Genomic DNA, 20,641 nt, shown 5'->3' with positions numbered 1-20,641 from the left:
AAAAAAGAATAATTTTTTTCAATTTGCAAGCCATTTTCTTGCTATCATTTATGCCGATGAACGAAAAATCCGACATTTGCCGCATAAAAAAAGACGATAGAGAGTTTATTCTAATTGGTACAGCCCATATTTCACAGGCCTCCAAGGACCTGGTTCGGGCAACTATTGAAGCAGAATCCCCAGATACAGTTTGTGTTGAATTGGACGAAGGACGCCTGAATTCCATTAAGGATCCGGACCGCTGGAAAAAGACCGACCTCAAGCAAGTTATCAAGAAAAAGCAATTGGCGACCCTCATTGCCAACCTGGTGCTCGGGTCTTACCAAAAGCGCATGGGTGCGCAGACAGGTGTAAAGCCGGGTTCCGAACTCAAGGAAGCGGTCGATGTCGCCGGCGAAAAGAATGCCGAACTGGTGCTTGCCGACCGCGATATCAAGATTACGCTCAAGCGTACTTGGGCCTGCACTCCTTGGTACCGCAAGCTAAGCCTTTTGGGCGGACTCATCGCAAGCATTTTTGACCGCACCGAAGTCAGCGAAGAAGACTTGGCCAAAATCAAGCAGCAAGATGCCTTGAGCGCCATGATGCAGGATTTCGGAAAGTCGTTCCCCGAAGTCAAGCAAGTGCTTATCGACGAACGCGACCAGTTCCTCGCAAGCAAAATCAGAAACGCTCCGGGCAAAAAGATCGTGGCAGTTGTCGGTGCCGGTCACATGAACGGTATCGCTAAAATTATCGAAGAAGACCGCGAACTCCCGAGCGAAGAATCTATTAGCGTGATTCCGAAGAGCGCTCCGATTTGGAAGATTATCGGCTGGGCGATTCCTGTTGCAATCATTGCAAGTATTATTGCTGTGGGTGTGCATACGGGAGCCGAAAAGGCGGGCGAACTCAGCTTGCAGTGGGCGATGCTCACCGGCGGTGGAGCCATGCTGGGTACGATTATCGCTGGTGGTCATCCGCTGACGGTTTTGGTGGCGCTTATTGCAGCTCCGTTTACGGGACTTACGCCTCTTATCGGTGTCGGGTTCTTTACGGCGCTCACGCAGGTCTACATGAGACCGCCGCGCGTGTCCGAAATGGAAACGTTGACAGACGATATCTGGCAGGTCAAGCGCTGGTGGAAAAACCGCGTGACTCGCGTGATTCTCTGCTTCTTGTGCCCGGGAATCCCCGCTATTATCGGAAAGATTCTCGCTATCTTCAAGATTTACCAGGCGTTTTAATTTAACGCCTTAAAGTATTCGACCCAGTCGAAATCGGGTGTGATTTGCACCGCTTGAATGCCGCATTTTTTTGCGGCATTTACGTTATCGATGTTGTCATCGAGGAAGATGGTGTCCGAGGTTTCAGAACCATGGACGGCGCCGACGGCTTTGATGACGTGTTCAAAGATTTCAACGTTCGGCTTTTCGAGGTGCAAGTCTTGGCTTAAAAACACCTGATGGAAAAAATCTTCGCAGCGGTTGTCGCCTGTGTTGAACCAATGGTCCAGGCAGTATTGCCAATGAAGGTCGTTGGTGTTGCTGAGCAGGTAGACGTTTGCGCGTTGCTTGAGAGCCTTGATGGCGTTCAGCTTTCGTTCGGGAATGCCGATGCAAATGCTGTTCCAAGCGTGGGCGACTTGTTCGGGAGTTGTGCCCGGATTGCACCTGGCGGCAACGAGTTTGCAGAAGTCTTCGGTAGAAAAATGTCCGAGTTGGTAACGGTGCATCAAGTCGGCGGCTTCGCCTTTATCGAAGCGGAGTTCGCTTTCGTGGAGCCCGAGTGCTGCAAAGCCGTCTAGGGCCTTTTGCATGTTGATGTCGAGGATGACTCCGCCTAAATCGAAGATGATGTTCTTGAAATGCATTTTGAAAAAATGTAGAAAATAAACACAGGTTGCCCATCCTTGGCCGACGCTTTTGTTATCTTGCCGTTTGTATTTTATCTAACGATGGAATATCTGTCTCGCTACAAATAAATAAAATACCCATTAGATAATTTCTAATGGGCGTTGTTGTAAATAAAGTAATAATTCTGTGAAAATTATTCTGCGAAGAGGGCGGTGGAGAGGTAACGGTCGCCGGTATCCGGGAGGAGTGCGACAATCGTCTTGCCCTTGTTTTCGGGGCGCTTCGCGAGTTCCTTGGCTGCCCAGAGAGCGGCGCCAGAAGAAATGCCCACGAGCACGCCTTCCTTCTTGCCGATTTCGCGGCCGGCTTCGAATGCGGCTTCGTTTTCGACAGCGATCACTTCGTCGTAAACCTTGGTGTTCAAGGTTTCAGGAACGAAGCCTGCGCCGATGCCCTGGATCTTGTGGGCGCCTGCAGTACCCTTGGTAAGCACCGGAGAACTTGCCGGTTCAACAGCGACAACCTTCACGTTCGGATTCTTGGACTTGAGGTATTCACCCACGCCTGTCACCGTACCACCGGTACCGACACCGGCCACAAAAATATCGACCTTACCATCGGTGTCTTCCCAGATTTCGGGACCGGTGGTGGCCTTGTGGGCTGCCGGGTTTGCCGGGTTCACAAACTGACCCGGAATAAAGCTGTTCGGGATTTCCTTGGCGAGTTCATCGGCCTTTTCGATAGCGCCCTTCATGCCCTTGGCGCCTTCGGTCAGCACAAGTTCTGCGCCGTAAGCCTTCATAATCTGGCGGCGTTCCACGCTCATGGTTTCGGGCATCACGATGATGATGCGGTAGCCACGTGCTGCAGCGACAGATGCAAGACCGATACCGGTGTTGCCCGAAGTCGGTTCGATAATCACGGCACCCTTCTTGAGCTTACCGCTCTTTTCTGCTTCGTCAATCATCGCCTTTGCAATACGATCCTTCACGGAACCGGCGGGGTTGAAGTATTCGAGCTTTCCAAGAATCTTGGCTCCGAGGCCTTCTTCGATATGGGTGAGTTCGAGAAGCGGGGTGTGACCAATGAGCTGGTCGGCGGAGGTATAGATTTTAGACATGTTTTTAATCCTTATCTTTGAATTGTTTTTCCTGTTAAAATTTACAAAGCTAACGTCAAAATGTCCTTGATTGCGGTTGCATCTAAAGGCACATAATGCCCGACATTGCCGTTTCTTACTGCTCTTGCGGCCATGGCGTCAAAATCCTTGTTGTCAATCTTGAGTTCTGCCAGGGTTGTGGCGAGGTGCAACTTCTTGAAGAATTTTGCAAGTTCTTCAGACAAAATGTAAGCTCGTTCCGTTTCGTTGTAGTTGTAGGAATCGGCTCCGAAAACCCTACTTGCTAGAAGCGCGAGCCTCCAAGGCTTTTTCTCGGCCATGTACTTGGTCCAAGCAACCGTCACCACCGCCATGCCTTCGCCGTGAGTGATGTTGTACTGCGCCGAAAGTTCATGCTCGATTCGGTGAGAACCCCAGTCCGCGCGGCGACCTGCGTCCAGGAATCCGCCGTGAGCCACACTGGCGAGCCACTGGATTTCGCCACGGGCGTTTACATCCTTTTGGTCTTTCAAGAGCTTGTCCGCATTCACGAGCAATGCACGAATCGCGCCTTCAATCAAGTAGTCTGTCGTGTCGGAATTCTTTTCGTCCGAGAAATAGCGTTCCAACAAGTGCGAAAGTACGTCAGCGATGCCTACAAAAGTCTGGTATGCCGGCAAGCCCACCGTGTATTTCGGGTTCATGATGGCGAACTTCGGAATGATTCGGTCATCTTCAAAACCGAGTTTCCATTCACCGCTAGAAAGAATTGCCGCATTGGATGTTTCGGAACCGCTCGAAGCGGTCGTTGCAATCACGCCAATGGGTAACACTTGCTTGGGCGAAACGCCTTTTTCAAAGAAGTCCCACACGTCTCCGTCGTACGGAATGCCAAGCGCCACAGCCTTCGCCGTGTCAATGGAGCTTCCGCCACCCACGGCAAGCACAAAGTCCACCTGGTTTTCCTTGCCCTGCTTCACGAGTTCGCGTACCAGGTCAATGGAAGGGTTCGGCACCACGTTCCCGTTTTCCGAAAAACGAATCCCGAGTTCAGCGACAGCTGCCTTGATCACATCGTAAATGCCCAGCGTCTTGATAAAGTCACCGCTGTAAACGAGTTGGAGTGACTTTACATTGTTTGCGGCCAAAAGTGATTTTAGCTTCTGTTCACTGTGCTCGCCAAAAATGATTTTTGCAGGATTATAATATTCGAAGTCAATCATTTAATACTCTCCGTTACTGTCTTAATGGCAGTTTATAAAAAAGAATCCAGTCCGACGAACGTTTCCTAATGGTGAAAACGCGCTCGGATCTGGAAACTCAATGCAAACAATTAAATTGCAGCAAAACCGTTTTCGAGGTCAGCGATAATGTCTTCGTAGTGTTCCGTACCGATAGACACGCGGATCGTTGCCGGGGTAATTTCGGCTGCGGCCAATTCTTCCGGAGAAAGTTCGGCGTGCGTGGTGGTGTACGGGTGAATCACGAGGCTCTTCACGTCGGCAACGTTGGCAAGCAGGCTGAAGATCTTCAGGCTATCGATGAACTTGAAGGCTTCTTCCTGACCGCCCTTGATGTCGAAGGTGAAAATGGAACCGCCGCCATTCGGGAAGTACTTCTTGTAAAGTTCGTGGTCCGGATGGTTCGGGAGGCTCGGATGGCTCACGCGGGTAACCTTCGGATGCTTGGTGAGGAACTCGATAACCTTCTTGGTGTTTTCCACATGGCGATCCAGGCGGAGAGAAAGCGTTTCGACACCCTGCAACAGGAGGAATGCGTTGAACGGAGAAATTGCAGCACCTTCGTCGCGGAGGAGAATCGTGCGAACGTAGATCACGTAAGCAGCGGCGCCCGTCGCGGTGAAAGGAATTCCGTAGCTCGGGTTCACTTCGGTGAACTGCGGGAACTTGCCGGATGCAGCCCAGTCGAACTTGCCGCCGTCCACGATGATGCCGCCGAGAGTCGTGCCGTGGCCACCGATGAACTTGGTAGCGGAATGCACCACAATGTCGGCACCGTGTTCAAGCGGACGAATCAGATACGGAGTACCGAAGGTATTGTCGATCACCAGAGGAATCTTGTTCTTGTGGGCGATTTCGGAAATTGCTTCGATATCCGGGATGTCGGAATGCGGGTTGCCGAGCGTTTCGATAAAGATGAGCTTCGTGTTGCTCTTGACAGCAGCTTCGACACTCTTGAGGTCGTGGGTGTCAACGAAAGTCGTTTCGATACCGAAGTCGCGGAGCGTGTGCTGCAGCAAGTTGAAAGTACCGCCGTAAACAGTGCGCTGAGCAACCACGTGGTCACCCTTGCGGGCGAGAGCCGTGATGGCGTAGGTAATGGCTGCTGCACCGGAAGCGACGGCGAGAGCGGCAACACCACCTTCGAGGGCAGCGATACGTTCTTCGAGCACGCCCTGCGTAGAGTTGTTGATACGGCCATAGACGTTACCGGCGTCCTTCAGGGCGAAACGGTCAGCGGCATGCTGAGCGCTATGGAACACGTAGGAAGTGGTCTGGTAGATGGGAACTGCGCGAGAATCGGTTGTGGGATCTGCATGTTCCTGGCCAACGTGAACCTGGAGAGTTTCGAAATGGAGCTTGTTCTGTGTAGTCATTGTATAAATTCCTTTTTTGATTGTTGTCCGCGGTGGGACGATTAAATGGTTTGTTGTTTGTTGCCCCGGCTTTCTGCCGTAGGCTTGTCCGTTTATTTATGCTTGGACTCGCATTCGACAATCAGATTCACAACTCATAGACTATCCTTCCTTCGCGACGGTTTCGCATTTTTCTTTGCTGTCTTTCCGAACTCGGTTCGAAATCAGCGTTGTTCTTTTGACACGTCGTAAATTAGAACTTTATTCCCACCATTCCAATAGGAAAATGACTGGGTGTACAAGAAATTTGCTTACATTTTTCTTACTAATAGTTTTAAACTATAACTAGTATTCAAAAAAATGCGGTTTAAACGCTATAAACCGCAATTCCAGTTCTTTCCGCCAGGAATTTTGCCCTTAGCCTTGGGGCTGTTGCGCAAAAACTGGTCTAGCTTGACTCCGTCCAGGTAATCCTTGATCATGGAGTGTAGTTCTTTCCATACTGGGAGCGTGATGCAGATGTCGGCGCGTTCGCAGGAGTTTTCCTTTTCGTCAAGGCAGGCGACGGGAGAAACCGATGTCTCTACAACCGAAAGAATCTGCCATACGCTGCAGTTGGCAGGTTCGCAATTGAGCCTGTAACCGCCGGCCTTGCCGCGGGCGCCCGTAAGCAGTTTGCCGCGAACGAGCGAACCCAAAATACCTTCGAGGTATTTTTCAGAAATTTGCTGACGTTCGGCAAGTTCCTGTAACTTCACGTATTCGTCCTTGCTGTGCTGAGCAAGGTCAATCATGACGCGGAGTGCATAGCGGCCTTTGGTAGATATTCTCATAATGACTCAATTATAACAAATACTAGGCGCTTAGGCCACGGGCTCTAGAAAAAGTTTATATCAAGCGCAGTCTTTTTGCGTCCGGCGGGCTCAATGACGGCTGCCGAGAACTTGGCTGCTGCAAATAGGCGGTTCGTAATCTCGACGACTTCTTCTTCTGGCATGGACTTGATGGTCTTTTCGGATTCTTCCATGGTGCGGAATTCGCCCAGGTGCAACACCTGTTCGGCCATGCGGACGACGCGCTTTTCGGGACTGTCGGCGCCCAGGTACATAGCACCCAAGATGTTTGTCTTGGTGCGTTCGAATTCGCCCTTGTTGAATCCGTGCTTCAAGAAACTGCGTGTCTCATTCAGCGAAAGATCGAGTGCTGTTTTCAGCTGGTGCGGCTCGGTAGCCAGGGATACGCCCCAGTCGGTGCAGTCGCGGTAAACGTCGGCGGTGGAATACACGGAGTAGGCGAGGCCTTTATCTTCGCGAATCTTCTGGAATAAGCGGCTGGCCATTCCGGCACCCATCGCTACATTGAATAGCGAAAGCGCGCATCGGGTTCGCTCGTCTACCAGGGAACGGTCAAAACTTAAGCCCCAGAAAAGGTTTGACTGGGCAATGTCTTGCTTCTGTACGACCTTTACGCTATCGTGGGCCTTGTAGATGTCGGTGGGGGTCGTGCCGTTAATTTTCTTTTGTGCAAATTTTTCTGCACAAAGTTCAACAAGCTCTTCGTGGTTGACTTTACCCGAGGCGCAAATCAGGAGCGGGATCTCGTTGATGACTTGCTCCTTGTACTTGAGCATTTGTTTGTGGGTGAGCGCCTTGACTTGCTTGATGTTTCCGGTAATGGAATGCGCGATGCCGCAACCCTTAAAGTGAATGGCGTTGAATACGTCGCCCACGATTTCTTCGGGAATGTCGTCGTAGCTGTGGATTTCTTCAATAATCACACGGCGTTCTTTTTCCATTTCCTTCTTGTCCATGCGCGGGTGCATGAGCATGTCTGCAATCACGTCAATGGCGAGCGGCAAGTGGCTGCGTTCGATTTGCGCATAAAAGCCTGTTTCTTGGCGAGTGGTGTAGGCTTCCAGGTTTCCACCCTTGTCTTCGATAGCGCGGGCGATTTCAAGGGCGCTGCGGTTTTCTGTCCCTTTGAATACCAAGTGCTCGTAAAAATGGCTCAGGCCAAATTCATCTTTAGATTCGTGTCGCGATCCGCGCGGCACCCAGACGCCAACTGCAACCGAGTAAGCGTGCGGCATGTAGTCTGTTAAAATAGTGATTCCGTTATCGAGGGTAGTCTTCTTAACTGTTTGCTTCATGATTTTTCTTGCTTGCGTAATCTCTATGTTGCTTCTTTACTTCTTCGCTCACGTTCATGCAACCTTGCAATTTATAATAAAAGTCTTCAAGCTGTTGCATAGTGTAAATGGTCTTGCGGCTTGTGATGCGCTTGAGTAGAGCGTCTTGCAATTCGCTGCAGTGAACGATACTCCAGAATTCGTTATCCTTGGGCACTTTTCGTAAGGTGCAGCGGTCGCTGAATACCACGAACGAAATAAAGTGCGCCTGTTCATGGCGGATTTTCAGAAAATGTTCTAGCGCCAAAATGTGCCCGATGTTTTGACGAATCGGGTTGTGGAATGTATGCTCGGTGCTTGCGTTCAAGTGCTGGTTCCATCGCTCGCTTTCAAGATCGCCTGCGATTTCGCCCGAAAGGTTCTTGCTTTCTAGAACGTAAATACCCGACTGGTGCAAAAGCAAGGCGTCGATTTCGGTGTAGCCAGCGCGGGCGGGAATGTACAAGTTTCGCATCAGTACATACCGGCGCTTGTCGGTGTCGCAGACGCGTGCGGTCAAAGCCATCATGGCGGCTTCGCCAAAAATACCTCGCGGGTCGTTTGCAATACGCTCGTCGTTGAATTTCGGGTCCGGCTTAAAGAAGTTCTCGCTGCGGGTAGGCGCATGCGTGATGCCGTAACCGCCCAATTCAAAAGGTTTGTCTAGCCCGCGAATCCCATCGCTCAGGCCCTTGCGGCGTTCCTGCTCAAAATCGCGGAATGTCTTGCGGCGGCCATCGCCGTGGTACATTTTCGGATTCTTCTTCGGCGATTTGCCCTTGATCTTAAAAAAGACAAGGGCTAGCAACAGAATGATGCCGATGAGAGTCGAAAAAGTCATGCCGCAAGTATAGTAAAAAAGAGGCTTGCCGGAGCAAACCTCTTGTCTTTACTTAAACTCTTCCGAAACGGCGAGTTTTGCGGAAGGGCTTGTCTCCAAAGCTACGTTCGTCGTGGTCTTTGTGAAAACGGTCTTCTTTTTTGCCGAACTTCTTGTCGCCGAACATTTTTTCGCGGCGGGCCTTGCGGTTTTCGAAAGGTTTGTCGTCGAACTTTTTGCTGCGACGGTCTCCATCGCGATGGAAACTACGGCGGTCTTCGCGGCTGGCGCGCGGGCGGGTTCCCGGAGCGGGGCCGGTTGGCGGCTCGTCGGTCATCAGGCGGAATCTGGATTCGTTACCGCGAATTGTCATGTCGGCGAGAATGTCGAGGACTTCCTGCGGCATGGTTTCGGGGAGTTCTACAGTGCTGAACTTGTCGAACAGTTTGATGCGCCCGATGTTGCTGCTACTGATGTTGCCTTCGCCGGCGATGGCGCCTACGATGTCTCGCGGTGTCACATGGTCGCGGCGGCCGACTCCCAGGTAGTAGCGCAAGTAGCCTTCTTCGACGCCGTTAGCGCCTTCGTTGCGTTCCTTGCGGAGCCTACTCTTTTCTTCGCGGTCGAGTCCAAAGTTGTCATTGCTGCGGTCGCGGCGTTCCCCTCTTTCGCGCGGAACGTCAAGCGGCTTGAGTTCCGGGAAGAGCGGCTGCTTTTTTTGCCAAATCTTGATGACTGCGGCAGCGATGTCTGCGGCGGTCAGCGGTTCTGCACCTTCTGTAGCGCTTTCGCTCACCATGCTTTCCACAAGTTCCTTGAACTTGTCGAGTTCGCCGGTGGTAATCACACTCTTGATTTTGCCCTTGAAGGCGGCGACGCGCTTTGCACTGATGATTTCTGCCGTCGGCAATTCCATGGTCTCGATCGGCTGGCGGGTCGCCTTTTCGATAATCTTCAGCATCTTCTTTTCACGCGGAGTGATAAAGAGGATGGCGTTGCCGCTGCGGCCTGCGCGGCCCGTACGGCCGATGCGGTGCACGTAAGATTCGGTGTCGTACGGAATGTCGTAGTTCACCACGTGCGTGATGCGGTCCACGTCGATGCCACGGGCGGCCACGTCGGTGGCGACGACGATATCGAGCTTGCCCATCTTGAGTCGGTTGATGGTGCGTTCGCGCATGGACTGGGCGAGGTCGCCGTTCAAGGGTGCCACGTTGAAGCCGCGGCTTTCCAGCTTTTCGGCGACTTCGGTCGTGTTCTGCTTGGTGCGTACGAAAATCAGCACGCCGTCAAAGTCTTCGCCTTCGAGCACGCGGGCGAGCGCTTCGATTTTGTGTTCGTTTTTCACCAACAGGTAACGCTGACGGATATTTTCCACCGTCGTCGTCTTGCCTTCGATGCAGGCTTCTTCGTATTCGCCCAAGTGCTGTTCGATAATCTTCTTGACTTCTTTAGGCATGGTGGCGCTAAAGAGGGCGCGCTGGGCGCTTGCCGGGATTTCCTTGAGGATGGTTTCGACATCTTCCATGAATCCCATGTCGAGCATTTCGTCGGCTTCGTCGAGAACGATGGCCTTCACGCCCGAAAGCACGATGGAGCCGCGCTTGATATGGTCAATCAGGCGACCCGGAGTGGCAACCACGATGTTTGCTTGGCGCTTGAGGGCTCGCAACTGCACGGCGATGTCCTGTCCGCCGTAAACCGGAACCACATGCACCTTCGGCATCTTGGCGGCATACTGCTGGATGGCTTCGGCCACCTGGATCGCAAGTTCGCGGGTCGGCGTGAGTACCAGCATCGAGGTTTCGTGACCGTTAAAGTCGAGCCTCGAAAGCAGCGGGAGCGAGAATGCGGCGGTCTTGCCGGTGCCGGTCTGGGCGGTGCCGAGCAGGTTTCCACCCTGCAAAAGGGCGGGAATCGCCTTCGCCTGAATGGGAGAGGGCGTCTCGTAGCCCATGGCCTTGATGGCTTCAAGAACTTCGTCTGCAAGTCCAAGGTCTTCGAAGGTCACGAGGGCTTCATCGCCCGGTTCATCGTCAGAATCGTTGGAGGAATCTTCTGCGATCTCTTCGGCGGCTTCTTCCTGGGCCGGAGTCTCTTCAGCGACTACCGGTTCTGCGCAACTCTTTTTAGATTCGGCGTAATCTTCGGCGCTTTCGTCTTCCTCGGGCTGTTCGACTTCGCCTTCTTCAAATTCGACCTTTGTGCCGACTTCGATGGCGGATTTTCTGCCCTTTTTGAGTACGTCGCCTTCTTCGTCGACGACCACGCCGTTCGGATTCAGTTCCAGGAATGCGGCTTCATCAGCTTCGTCTTCGTCGGCACCGCCTGCAATAGCGTTCAAAAACGCGTCTGCTTCGCGGGCAATTTTGGATTTGGGGTCAATAGCTTCTTCAGGAATACGTTCTTCAGTATTCTTCGTCATAATGCACCTTCAGGGACCCGTAAACTTCATCTGCGGCCCATGCCGCACCATCGAATGGTTCTAGCGCCGGTTACCCGGCTGAACCTTGAAAAGCCCCGAAGCGCACTCGCGCTTATAAACCTGAAGTTTTTTTGGATCCGTGTTGTTGGATTTGCGGCCAAATGTAGAAATATGGGGGCTGATTTCAAAGGGTTGCAAGCTTTTCTTTAGAAATGGGTGTAGACAACCGAAAAATATTTTACTACATTGTGCGAACCTCGGAGAGATGCCAGAGTGGTCGATTGGGCCGGTCTCGAAATCCGGAGTCTGTCACAGGACCGAGGGTTCGAATCCCTCTCTCTCCTTGAAACAAAAAGCGGAGCCGTAAGGCCCCGCTTTTTGTTTCACTGAAAATAGGATGAGAACCCTTGAGAGGGTTCGATTAACTGCGCGAGAGCGAAGCGAACAAAGTGCAGTTAAGGATTACGGCCAACGGCCGTAACCCGAAGGGCTACAAGCGAAATGAAATGAGCTTGTAGTCCCATCCCTCTCTCTCCTTGAAAAAAGTGTAAGGCGGGCAAAGCTTGAAACGAAGTGAAAGCTTTGTCCAATCCCTCTCTAGTAAAGAAATCCTTTTTTACCCTGTGAGGCGGTTGGCTTGGGCGTATAAAAAAAGAGCTAATCTTTTGATCAGCTCTTTTTATACCCTTTGTCGCGGTTGAAAAAAGGAACCTTTCTTTCGAAAGGTTCCTTTTATACCCCCAAGCGGTTTCGAACCGCTGTTGCGGGAATGAAAATCCCGAGTCCTGGGCCACTAGACGATAGGGGCGTTTAGTAGGGCCAAATATAGGTAACTATTTAATTTTAGTCAAGGGTGCTACTCGAAAAAAGTTAATTTTTCTGCGTGAATTTGCGAAAATGGCTAAAAAAATCCCTGAAAGGCGGTGTAATCCGCTTTTTGCCGATGGCGCTTTTGGCAAGTGCTGCCGATGCGGCGGTGCTTTGGGGGATACGCTCCTTTATTGATATTGTCGGGGGCAAGGCAGATATTCCGCTGGCGGCTTGGGTCGGGGGAATGGTGGTGCTCGCCATGTTTCGTCTATTATTCCTGTACGGCAAGTCCAAAGTTTCCGAGGGTTGGCTTTATAAGGTGTCTGCCCGGGTGCAGGCATGGTTCCTGCACAGGCTCCGCGATTTGGCTCCTAAGAACTTCCACACGCCCGAGGGCGAACGCATGGTCGAATCCGCTTATGAGGCGACGGTCGTGCTGCAGAATAATGGAGGAGTCTTTTTTCAGGCCGTGCAGGCGGTGCTTCAACTGCTGGTTTTCTTGCCGGTGCTTTTCTACATCTCTTGGCCGCTCGCCACATTCCTTTTCGTGGTGATTGTGCCGCTAGTGGCGGTCCTTCAACGTAAACTGCATAAGCTTGGCCCTGCCGAAGAATCCCTGTTGCGGTCCCGTTCCGACTTTCGCGGAAATCTGTCGCTGGCCCGTAGGCTTTTTAGGCAGTGGAGCGGCCGCGATGAACGCAAAGAAATCTCGGACGGCCTCTTGAAAGAAGTTCGCGGCCTCCGTGATGCGGGTCTCTCTGCTGCCATCAAAAAATCGGGCCTTTCGCTTTTGACCGAAACGGTTTCGGTACTTGCGATGGTCTTGGTGCTGGCGTTCTGCGCACTCCTCATGAACCGAGGCTACATGGATGCCTCTGGCCTTGTACTGTTTACCTCGGCGGTGCTCCTATGCTACAAGCCGGTCAAGGAATGCGCCCGCGTCATGCCGCAGTTCCGCTCGGCGGTCTCGGCGATCAATGTCCTCGAAGAATTTGAACGGCTTGAATTGTCCGGAAAATCCGCTGGCAAGGATTTTGCCGCGGCCCCTAATGCGACGCCCGATGCAACCTCCGGCGCAGTCTCGATTCGCAGCGGTAAATTCGCTTACGAAGGCTCCGAGACTCCTGTATTTACGGATCTTGCGCTCAATTGGTCCCGCGAAAAGCCGGTTCTTGTCCGTGGTAAAAACGGGGTGGGCAAATCCACTCTTTTGCGTCTGCTTTCGAGACTTGAACGCTGGAATTTTGCCGACGCTTTTACCCCGAGCGATGTGTTCTTTGTCGCCCAAGACCTGGAACTTCCGCCCAAATGGATGCTCTCGCGACTTTTGGAAAAAGGGCGCGGTGCCGAGGCTGCGCAGGCAATCGAGTCCTTTATGCAGGCTTCCGGGGCGGCATCTCTCCTCCAGAAATCGGGCCTTTCGGGCGGTGAACGTGCCCGTGTGGCGCTCCTTTGGGCGCTTGCTTCGGACTGTCGGACGGTACTGTTGGACGAGCCTTTCGCTTCGGTCGCTCTTGTTGACCGCGAACCCCTACTTAAAGCGTACCTAAAAACGGCTGAATCGCTTGGCAAATGGACAATTATTGTAAGTCACGATGTGCTATCTCCCGAAGTTGAATGTATATTTAATGTTGCAAAGCTTTAGCGGAGGCAATTATGGATGGACAAATGGAAAAAGAGCAAGAACAGGTGAATACGATTGAAAATCCTGCCGAACAGAATGTGCCTGCTGAATCAAAGGAATCGGGGGCGGCGCCGCTTGCTGAAGAAGAACCGAAACGCGAGTTCCTGTTCCGCTATCGCGGGTGGGTCCTGGGTATCCTTTCGTTGATCATGCTGGTATTCGAACCGGCGGACCTTGAACTCATCATGTTCCTTATTTTTATCAATATCTTCATCTTGGCATTTTACCTGCGTGTCAAGGCGCGCCGCGTCATTGGCGAACATACTCGTGGTGACATCCAGGAAGCCGATGAGTTGGTGACCTGGGGTGCCTACGCCAGGTTGCGCCATCCGCTGTACGTCGCCAACGCGGCGTTTGGAATTTCGCTGATCTTCTTGCACCTGGGTTTAAGTCTGCGCGTCATTCCGTTCATTGTGGTTCTTGTCGCGTTTGAAGTCTATCTGGGCAAACTCGACGACCGCTTCTTGGAGAAAAAGTTCGGTGACGAGTGGAAAATCTGGGCGCAGCAGACCCCTGCCTTTTTCCCGCGCGAATTCCACCGCTCTGGACCGATGCGTTCTGCAAAAGAGGCGTTCCTTGCAGACCATTTTACATGGCTCTGGATGATCATGATCCTTTTGCTGATTGTTGTCCGTAAGATTGCGTTCATGCTATGGACTTAAACGTAAAGAACTTAGGACGTCTTGCTGTAGGAACTGCCATTAAGACGGTGGCGAAGGCTGCAAGCAAGTTACCTCGTCTTGATCGCGAATATCATATCGAAGAACGCCTATTGGGCCCATGGCCGAGTGATGGCCCGTACCTTTGGCTTCATGGGGCAAGCCTTGGCGAATGCCGTATGCTTCTTGGACTTGCGTATGCACTCCAAGAGGACTTGCCGAATTGCCCAAAAATCTTGATTACCTCGCAAAAGGTCGAGGTGGTAGCTTTCTTAAAGGATTCCTGTGCCGGCGCAGTCGAAGTGGCGATGGCTCCGGCCGATGTTCCGTCGGCATTGCATTTGTTTGCGAGTTCGGTACAGCCGCTCGGCTTGATTCTCGCCGAAAACGAACTTTGGCCGGGCTACCTTTCGACCATGTCCAAACTTTCGACCCGCAGAAACATTGCTCTTGTTTCGGGGCGTTATCGCAAGTCGTTCCCGTTCATCAATTTTTCGGGAATGGGGTATGCCTGCATGCAGACGGCTGCTGACCTTGGCCGCTTCACGTATGCAAGCAAGGGCTTTGTCCCGTGCACCGTGGGCGGTGACTGGAAACTTTTAAACTGGGCCCGTGATGGAGGCTTGGTCTGCGTTCCCGAAAAGCCTGAAATCGATGTCGCGTTCTTGTCGTTCCACCAAGAAGAAGCCGAGGCGTTTGTGGCCATGGCGAAAGATTCTGTGGACAAGCACGACGCGGTGGTGCTCATGCCACGCAAACTTTCGGAACTGAATTTGTTCCGTAAAATGTTGAAAGAGGCTGGACTGCCTGTGGTAGATTATCCGAACATTCAAAACGGTGTCATTTCTTTGGTGACTCGCTTTGGACTTTCTCGTGAAATTCTTTTGAAAACCAGAAGCGCTGTCGTGGGCGGTTCGTTTGACCGTAGACTCGGCATCCATGATTTTTGGGAACCGCTGCAGATGGGTGTTTCCACTTGCGTGGGTCCTTACGCTAAGGGCCATGACGATGTTGTGGCGAAACTGGTCGATGCTCACGTGGTTGCCCAGATTCTTACTCCGGCGGATTTCTTGCGTCGCCGTCATCCTTCGCCCGATGCGGTGCGGACGTTCCTGATGGCCGAAAGAATGAAGGTCTTGAATTCTTATAAGCTGTTGTTGAATTTTATAAAAGGGATATTATGAAAAAGGTGATTCTTGCGACACCCCGTGGATTCTGTGCCGGTGTAGACCGCGCCATTCATGTGGTGGAACGCGCTATTGAAAAATTTGGAACCCCTATTTATGTGCGCCATGAAATCGTGCACAACAAGTTTGTGGTCGATACGCTTAAGTCCGAGGGAGTTGTCTTTGTTGATGAACTGGACGAAGTCCCGTCGGGCTCGGTGGTTATTTTCTCTGCCCATGGGGTCGCCGAAGAAATTTATGCCGATGCCGAAAAACGCGGACTGCAGGTGCTGGATGCCAGTTGCCCGCTGGTGCTCAAGGTGCATTACAGCGCCAAGCGCCATTATGCCGCCGGCCGCCATATCATTCTGATTGGGCATGCGGGCCATGCCGAAGTGGAAGGCACTCTGGGCCAGCTCCCGCCGGGCGCCATTACACTTATCAAGAACGAATCCGACGCACGGACGGTGGAAGTCCCCGCTGACAAGGAACTCGCCTACATTACGCAGACCACTCTTTCGGTGGCCGAAACCCGCAAAATTATTGAAGCGCTCAAGGAACGTTTCCCCAATATTATAGGTCCTGATGCGGGTGACCTCTGCTATGCGACGGGCAATCGTCAGGCGGCAGTCCTCGATCTTTGCTCCAAGGTAGACATGCTTTTGGTGGTGGGCGCCAAGAATTCTTCCAATTCCAGCCGTCTCATGGAGCTTGGTCTTGAACAGGGGATTCCGAGCCATTTGATTGCCTCGGTCGAGGATTTGGAAATGAGTTGGTTCGATAATATCGATTCGGTGGGTATTTCGAGTGGCGCAAGTGCTCCCGAAGTGCTCGTTCAGGGGGTGGTAGACTGGATAAAAGAGAAATTTGCACCCGTAGAAATCGAAAATTTCGTAAAATTGGTCGAATCTACCAAATTTAACCTGCCAAAGGCATTGCAAGATTGATAATTTAACCTTGACGGAATAGCGATTTTTTTCTAAAATTGCGTCCGTTATAAAACAACGGAGTTTATTATGAGCCGCATTTGTGAAGTTACCGGCAAGGCCGGCCTCGTGGGCAACATGGTTTCCCACTCTAACCGCAAGAAGTTGATGAAGCAGCTGCCGAACCTTCAGAAGAAGCGTTTCTACATTCCTGAAGAAGACCGCTGGGTGACCCTCCGCGTTAGCGCTGCTGGTCTCCGCACGATCAACAAGCTTGGTATCCAGGCTGTTGCTCAGGAACTCGGCATCTAATCTAGATTTTCTAAGGTTTGCCAAGATTCGCCGCCTAACGGGGTAATCCCTCGCTAGGTGGTTCTTCGTATTTGTATAAAAGTGTTGGTTTGTGCCTGTTCTCCGCCTTTATCGGGGAATTTTTCTTTTTTGTTGAAAAACAGTTACGAATAGCCAATAACTAGTGGCTTTTTATGCGTCTAAATGCCCTTATTTTGCTATTTTAGCGTTATATGCGCAAGTTTGCCTATTCATTGATCGCCTGTGTGGCTAGTGTTTTTGTTGCCCAGTCTTTTGCCCAGCCCCGTGACCTTTTTGCGGAGTTCGAGGCCGAAGCCGAAGCGGCTCAGTCCAGTGCGGCTGTCCAAGCCGCTCCGAGTTCCAGTAGCGTTGCAGCAAAGCCTGCTCCTGCAGAAAAAGCTCCTGCCGTAAAAACTCCTGCATCTAGCAGCAGTGTAAAAGTTTCGTCTAGCTCGGTAGCTTCTTCCAGCAGTGTCAAGCAGTCTTCTAGTAGCGTTGTTGCTTCTAGTTCTAGCGTCGCACCATCTTCTAGCTCAGTCGTTGTTTCTTCCAGTAGCGAAGTTCCCGCTCCGGTTGATTCTGCCGCGGCAGTTGCCGAGGCGCCGGCTGAAGCAGATTCCGCCCTTGCAGATACTCTCGCTGGCGATTCCGTCAGGGAAATGACTCCTGAAGAAGCTTACGCTGCCGAAATGAGAAGGCATAACGAAGAAAACCGCATCCGCGATTCTCTTGCGATGGCAGGTTCCTCTTCTTCTGCCGCCGATGTTCCGTCCTCTAGCAGCGTGAACCGTCGCGAACTGCTGGGCCCTGTCAAGGTGTCCAAGGTGAACGGTATCGACGAAATGAAGGGCCGCTACAAGAGCCCGCGCAAGGCTTTGTTCATGTCCTTGGTTGTGCCGGGTTCCGGTCAGATGTATGTGGGTGGTTCCAATTTCACTTACGTCCGCGGTGGTATTTATCTCGCATTGGAAGCAGGCCTTTGGGGCGGCTGGTATTATTACTCCGTGAATAAGTACGACAAACAGGTCGACAGGTACAAGAAGTACGCTCAGACGCATTATTCCATTGGCCAGTACGAAAAGCGCATGCGCGGTCTGTATAATGCCGATGCCGTGAACTACGAATCTGAATTCCGCCGTCGCTACTTGGGTTCGCGTGAAACGTTCTGCGAAGGCATTTTCGGAACGGCTACAACGCACCGTTGCTATGACCGCGACAAGCTTTATTCGGGCGATGCGGAATACGTGAACGATTTCGTGAAGAATCCGAAGAGCTTGAAGGAAGAAATGAAAAAGGTCAAGTTCGATTCTCCGTCCGAAGTTTATCAGCTGATTGCAGACGATGCCTATATTCTCGGTTGGGACGACATTGGCGACGAAGATGTCTCCGTGGCAACGTCGCTTGCTCTTGATGATCCGAACAGCGCCACCGAACCGTTGGCAAAGACTGAATCGGACCACCAAAAGCAATACCGCAGCATGCGTGGCAAGGCCAACGACTACGCCGACATGCAGGCTTGGTTCTTTGGCGGTCTCATTCTGAACCATATCATTTCTGCAGTCGATGCTGCAATTACGGCTAATTCGCACAACAAGGCTCTGTACGAAGAAGAACTTTCTTGGTATGACCACTTGCATTTCGATAGCGGATTGTCTTTTGTAGACGGCTTTGGTTTTAACGTGCAGGCAAGCTGGGGCTTTTAATGAAACTGTTCCTGGTCCTGTTGCTTGCGACGGTGTCTGCGTTTTCGCAGACGGTGATTTCCGTTGACGAGAATGTGAGCAAGAACTCCGACAAGAGTTGGCTCTTGGCAATGGGTGCCTCGGCCGTGTTGCCTGGTATGGGCGAACGCTATCTCGGCGAACAGCAGTTCGTGCGACCGTTCGTGTGGACCGATATCGCCCTCTGGTTTACGGCAATCAGTTCTTACGTTATTGGCGAACGTTATATTTCGTCTGCCCATAACTATGCCGTGCGTCATGCGGGACTCAATTCCAGCAGCAAGGATGTTTCTATGCTCAATACGGTGGGTGACTACCGTAGCCGCAGCGGCGTCGAAGGCCAGAATTCTTCGCCCGACATGGACGAAGACTACAACCAGGCAATGATCCGCGCTGGCAAAAAAATTGACGAGGATTTGTCTGCGGACATCCAGTGGGACTGGGGCTCTAGCGACAATCCTGAAACGACAGAACATATTGATGAATTCAAGAGCCGCATGCGTCATTACCGCGTGAGCCGAATCGTGTTCCAGGTATCGGTCGGTGCCCTTCTTTTGAACCGTGTAGTTTCAGTGCTTAATACCATCAGAGTTTATCGAGCGACATCGTCCAAGAGCTTTACCGAGCGCATGGAATTTGTGCCTGAATTCTACGAGGACGGCAGCGGCATCTTGATGAACGTGAAATTCTAAGGAAAATCAGATTTCGGAATTCAGGGAGTGGTGGTCTTGCGCCTCGGTTGAATCCGGTGGGATAAATTGCAGTGAGCGGCAATGAGTCTGTGAACGAGACTAAACCAAGCCCCGGCGATGTTTCGTATTCCAGCAGTCCAGAAATTGACTTGTCCAAAGGCCTATTGGCTTTGAACGAGTTTGTTACATATTTAAGTTTGCTGTTTTCTTCGTTTGGGGAAAAGAAAAATAAATGAATGATTGAAAAAAATTATATTAGGATATACATTTATATTTGTTCAAAAGAAGGGAAAAGTTTAAAATGAAAAAGATTATACTCTTTATTGCCGCAATTTGCGTCTCGTCTGTTTTTTCGACGGAGACTTGTTATACGCAAAACGATCTAGGTATGCCTGCGGGCTCGTGTGCGCAAATAGGTTATGTTTGCGGTTTGGGCTTTGATGTGAGTAATGGAAAAAACGTAATGTTCTTTAATCTAGGGACGGATACAACTTGTAATGATTTGTTATCGAGTGCGTTGAGAACTTATACTTATCCAGGTAGTGCAACATACAGCCCCTATTTGAAATTATTCTTGATAGAGGATGAATTTAATGCAAGTCCGTTGTCTTTGACTCTTGCAGGATCCCTTGCTTTGTCTGCTTCCAATAGTAAGGAGCCTGTATATGTTATTTACAAGCAGGATCATAACGTTGAATATGGTGGAATAAAGTTGCTGAGCATAAACAAGGTGAAGTAGAAATGATACGGTTGCTCTTTGCAATATTGCTTCTTCTTGCCGGATGCGGCAACGAGTCCGTGAACGAGGCTAAACCAAGCCCCGGCGATGTTTCGTATTCCAGCAGTCCAGAAATTAATCCGTTCGTGGAGTCTTCGGATTCTGCCGAACCTGTTGCTTCTTCGAGTTCCGAGGTTGTTATAGAGGAATCGTCCTCAGGTTTGCAACTATCTTCGTTGGCAGTGGAATCTTCATCATTTTCCTTGATTACTTCGTCCAGTGAGGATATGGAATGGAGCTCTTCTTCGATGCCGCAAAGTTGTACCGGACCTGCCTGCTATTTATATAGCTCGTCTTCCTCGTCTAGAATTACAATCGTTTGTGATGAAATGGTTGACGAACGGGATGGGCAAACATATAGAACTGTGACTATAGGTGGTGAAGTTACTTGGATGGCAAAAAATTTGAACTATGCTTATCTGCAACCGACCGCAGACTTGGATTCTTCGAGTCGGTGCCTTGGTAATTGGTCAACAGGATGTGACGAGTATGGACGACTTTATCTATGGTCCGCGATGATGGATAGTGCAGCCATTTTTTCGGATAAAACGAGGGGATGCGGTTATTATGAAACAGCAGATGAATGGGTAAAATGCGATAGTAAGGGAAATATTCGGGGAGTTTGTCCAGAAGGATGGCGTCTTCCTACATACAGTGATTATCGTAAGTTGATTCCTGCGCGAACTTCTATAGACATGTTTTGGGCTTGTGATGATGTTTTTTTTGAAGAAAATGAGATTTGTGATGATGTGTTTTGTGAAGAACAATTGCGAATAAAGGAAACTGTTTTTTGGCTTGCTGAGGAAGAAAATTTTGCATATGGAATTGTTGATAATTATGGATATCGCGTGGTATTAGAATCTGAAGTGAGAGATTTGATTAATGCATCTAAGAAAGAGTATTACGCAGTTCGTTGTGTAAAAGATGAAAAAAACGTTGAATAAAAAGGTA

The 20,641-nt window shown here is 51.0% G+C and carries 18 protein-coding genes and 2 tRNA genes; 11 read left to right on the top strand and 9 right to left on the bottom strand.

The window, feature by feature from the left end; translation table 11 throughout:
• The first annotated feature begins 56 nt into the window (after nucleotides 1-56).
• Nucleotides 57-1,226 (top strand): TraB/GumN family protein, encoded by a 1,170-nt coding sequence (locus tag QZN53_RS04050; protein WP_163437636.1) that lies wholly within the window; start codon nucleotides 57-59, stop codon nucleotides 1,224-1,226.
• Here the strand turns inward: QZN53_RS04050 and QZN53_RS04045 are convergent.
• The 8 genes from QZN53_RS04045 to QZN53_RS04010 all read right to left on the bottom strand — a co-directional run bounded on the left by QZN53_RS04045 (nucleotide 1,223) and on the right by QZN53_RS04010 (nucleotide 10,942).
• On the bottom strand, nucleotides 1,223-1,852 hold the full coding sequence (locus QZN53_RS04045) for an HAD family phosphatase (RefSeq protein ID WP_163437635.1): 630 nt from the start codon (nucleotides 1,850-1,852) through the stop codon (nucleotides 1,223-1,225). The genes QZN53_RS04050 and QZN53_RS04045 overlap by 4 nt on opposite strands.
• 176 nt (nucleotides 1,853-2,028) lie before the next feature.
• Nucleotides 2,029-2,955 carry a cysteine synthase A gene (gene cysK, locus QZN53_RS04040; protein ID WP_072800492.1) on the bottom strand — a complete coding sequence of 309 codons (927 nt, stop codon included), beginning with the start codon at nucleotides 2,953-2,955 and terminating at the stop codon, nucleotides 2,029-2,031.
• 41 nt (nucleotides 2,956-2,996) lie between these two features.
• Nucleotides 2,997-4,157: an iron-containing alcohol dehydrogenase gene (locus tag QZN53_RS04035; protein ID WP_163437634.1), complete on the bottom strand. Its 1,161-nt coding sequence runs from the start codon at nucleotides 4,155-4,157 to the stop codon at nucleotides 2,997-2,999.
• 110 nt (nucleotides 4,158-4,267) lie between these two features.
• Nucleotides 4,268-5,551 carry an O-acetylhomoserine aminocarboxypropyltransferase/cysteine synthase family protein gene (locus QZN53_RS04030; RefSeq protein WP_163437633.1) on the bottom strand — a complete coding sequence of 428 codons (1,284 nt, stop codon included), beginning with the start codon at nucleotides 5,549-5,551 and terminating at the stop codon, nucleotides 4,268-4,270.
• A 353-nt stretch (nucleotides 5,552-5,904) separates the two neighbouring features.
• Entirely contained in the window at nucleotides 5,905-6,363 is a 459-nt protein-coding gene (locus QZN53_RS04025) for an Rrf2 family transcriptional regulator (protein ID WP_072800489.1), read from the bottom strand.
• Nucleotides 6,364-6,407: 44 nt separating this feature from the next.
• Nucleotides 6,408-7,679 (bottom strand): pitrilysin family protein, encoded by a 1,272-nt coding sequence (locus tag QZN53_RS04020; protein WP_163437632.1) that lies wholly within the window; start codon nucleotides 7,677-7,679, stop codon nucleotides 6,408-6,410.
• On the bottom strand, nucleotides 7,663-8,538 hold the full coding sequence (locus QZN53_RS04015) for a nuclease-related domain-containing protein (protein WP_163437631.1): 876 nt from the start codon (nucleotides 8,536-8,538) through the stop codon (nucleotides 7,663-7,665). The genes QZN53_RS04020 and QZN53_RS04015 overlap by 17 nt, the downstream gene beginning before the upstream one ends.
• A gap of 52 nt (nucleotides 8,539-8,590) precedes the next feature.
• Nucleotides 8,591-10,942, bottom strand: coding sequence for a DEAD/DEAH box helicase (locus tag QZN53_RS04010; RefSeq protein WP_163437630.1), 2,352 nt, complete (start codon nucleotides 10,940-10,942; stop codon nucleotides 8,591-8,593).
• Nucleotides 10,943-11,201: 259 nt separating this feature from the next.
• Here QZN53_RS04010 and QZN53_RS04005 point away from each other — a divergent pair.
• Nucleotides 11,202-11,286, top strand: a tRNA-Ser gene (locus QZN53_RS04005).
• Between the two features lie 391 nt (nucleotides 11,287-11,677).
• Here the strand turns inward: QZN53_RS04005 and QZN53_RS04000 are convergent.
• Nucleotides 11,678-11,750 (bottom strand) — tRNA-Glu (locus tag QZN53_RS04000).
• 75 nt (nucleotides 11,751-11,825) lie between these two features.
• Between QZN53_RS04000 and QZN53_RS03995 the strand changes: the two genes are divergently transcribed.
• The 9 genes from QZN53_RS03995 (at nucleotide 11,826) to QZN53_RS03955 (ending at nucleotide 20,634) form a co-directional block, all read left to right on the top strand.
• Nucleotides 11,826-13,397 carry an ATP-binding cassette domain-containing protein gene (locus QZN53_RS03995; RefSeq protein ID WP_294651793.1) on the top strand — a complete coding sequence of 524 codons (1,572 nt, stop codon included), beginning with the start codon at nucleotides 11,826-11,828 and terminating at the stop codon, nucleotides 13,395-13,397.
• Nucleotides 13,398-13,408: 11 nt separating this feature from the next.
• Nucleotides 13,409-14,098: an isoprenylcysteine carboxylmethyltransferase family protein gene (locus QZN53_RS03990; RefSeq protein ID WP_294651790.1), complete on the top strand. Its 690-nt coding sequence runs from the start codon at nucleotides 13,409-13,411 to the stop codon at nucleotides 14,096-14,098.
• The gene (locus tag QZN53_RS03985) at nucleotides 14,089-15,279 is read left to right on the top strand and encodes a glycosyltransferase N-terminal domain-containing protein (protein WP_163437629.1); all 1,191 of its coding nucleotides are present in this window, start codon (nucleotides 14,089-14,091) and stop codon (nucleotides 15,277-15,279) included. The genes QZN53_RS03990 and QZN53_RS03985 overlap by 10 nt, the downstream gene beginning before the upstream one ends.
• On the top strand, nucleotides 15,276-16,208 hold the full coding sequence (gene ispH / locus QZN53_RS03980) for a 4-hydroxy-3-methylbut-2-enyl diphosphate reductase (protein WP_163437628.1): 933 nt from the start codon (nucleotides 15,276-15,278) through the stop codon (nucleotides 16,206-16,208). Before QZN53_RS03985 ends, ispH begins: the two co-directional genes overlap by 4 nt.
• 69 nt (nucleotides 16,209-16,277) lie before the next feature.
• Nucleotides 16,278-16,499 (top strand): 50S ribosomal protein L28, encoded by a 222-nt coding sequence (gene rpmB / locus QZN53_RS03975; RefSeq protein WP_014546602.1) that lies wholly within the window; start codon nucleotides 16,278-16,280, stop codon nucleotides 16,497-16,499.
• Nucleotides 16,500-16,711: 212 nt separating this feature from the next.
• On the top strand, nucleotides 16,712-18,202 hold the full coding sequence (locus QZN53_RS03970; RefSeq protein ID WP_163437627.1) for a hypothetical protein: 1,491 nt from the start codon (nucleotides 16,712-16,714) through the stop codon (nucleotides 18,200-18,202).
• Nucleotides 18,202-18,912, top strand: a complete 711-nt coding sequence (locus QZN53_RS03965; protein ID WP_163437626.1) for a hypothetical protein — start codon at nucleotides 18,202-18,204, stop codon at nucleotides 18,910-18,912. Before QZN53_RS03970 ends, QZN53_RS03965 begins: the two co-directional genes overlap by 1 nt.
• Before the next feature lie 301 nt (nucleotides 18,913-19,213).
• Nucleotides 19,214-19,651, top strand: coding sequence for a hypothetical protein (locus QZN53_RS03960; RefSeq protein ID WP_163437625.1), 438 nt, complete (start codon nucleotides 19,214-19,216; stop codon nucleotides 19,649-19,651).
• Nucleotides 19,652-20,019: 368 nt separating this feature from the next.
• Nucleotides 20,020-20,634: an FISUMP domain-containing protein gene (locus QZN53_RS03955; RefSeq protein ID WP_294651783.1), complete on the top strand. Its 615-nt coding sequence runs from the start codon at nucleotides 20,020-20,022 to the stop codon at nucleotides 20,632-20,634.
• The last annotated feature ends 7 nt before the right edge of the window (nucleotides 20,635-20,641 follow it).

The sequence above is a fragment of the uncultured Fibrobacter sp. genome, assembly GCF_900316465.1.
Lineage (GTDB): Bacteria > Fibrobacterota > Fibrobacteria > Fibrobacterales > Fibrobacteraceae > Fibrobacter.
The sequence above is the reverse complement of the archived record's forward strand: the minus strand, read 5'-3'. Positions and strand labels throughout refer to the sequence as shown.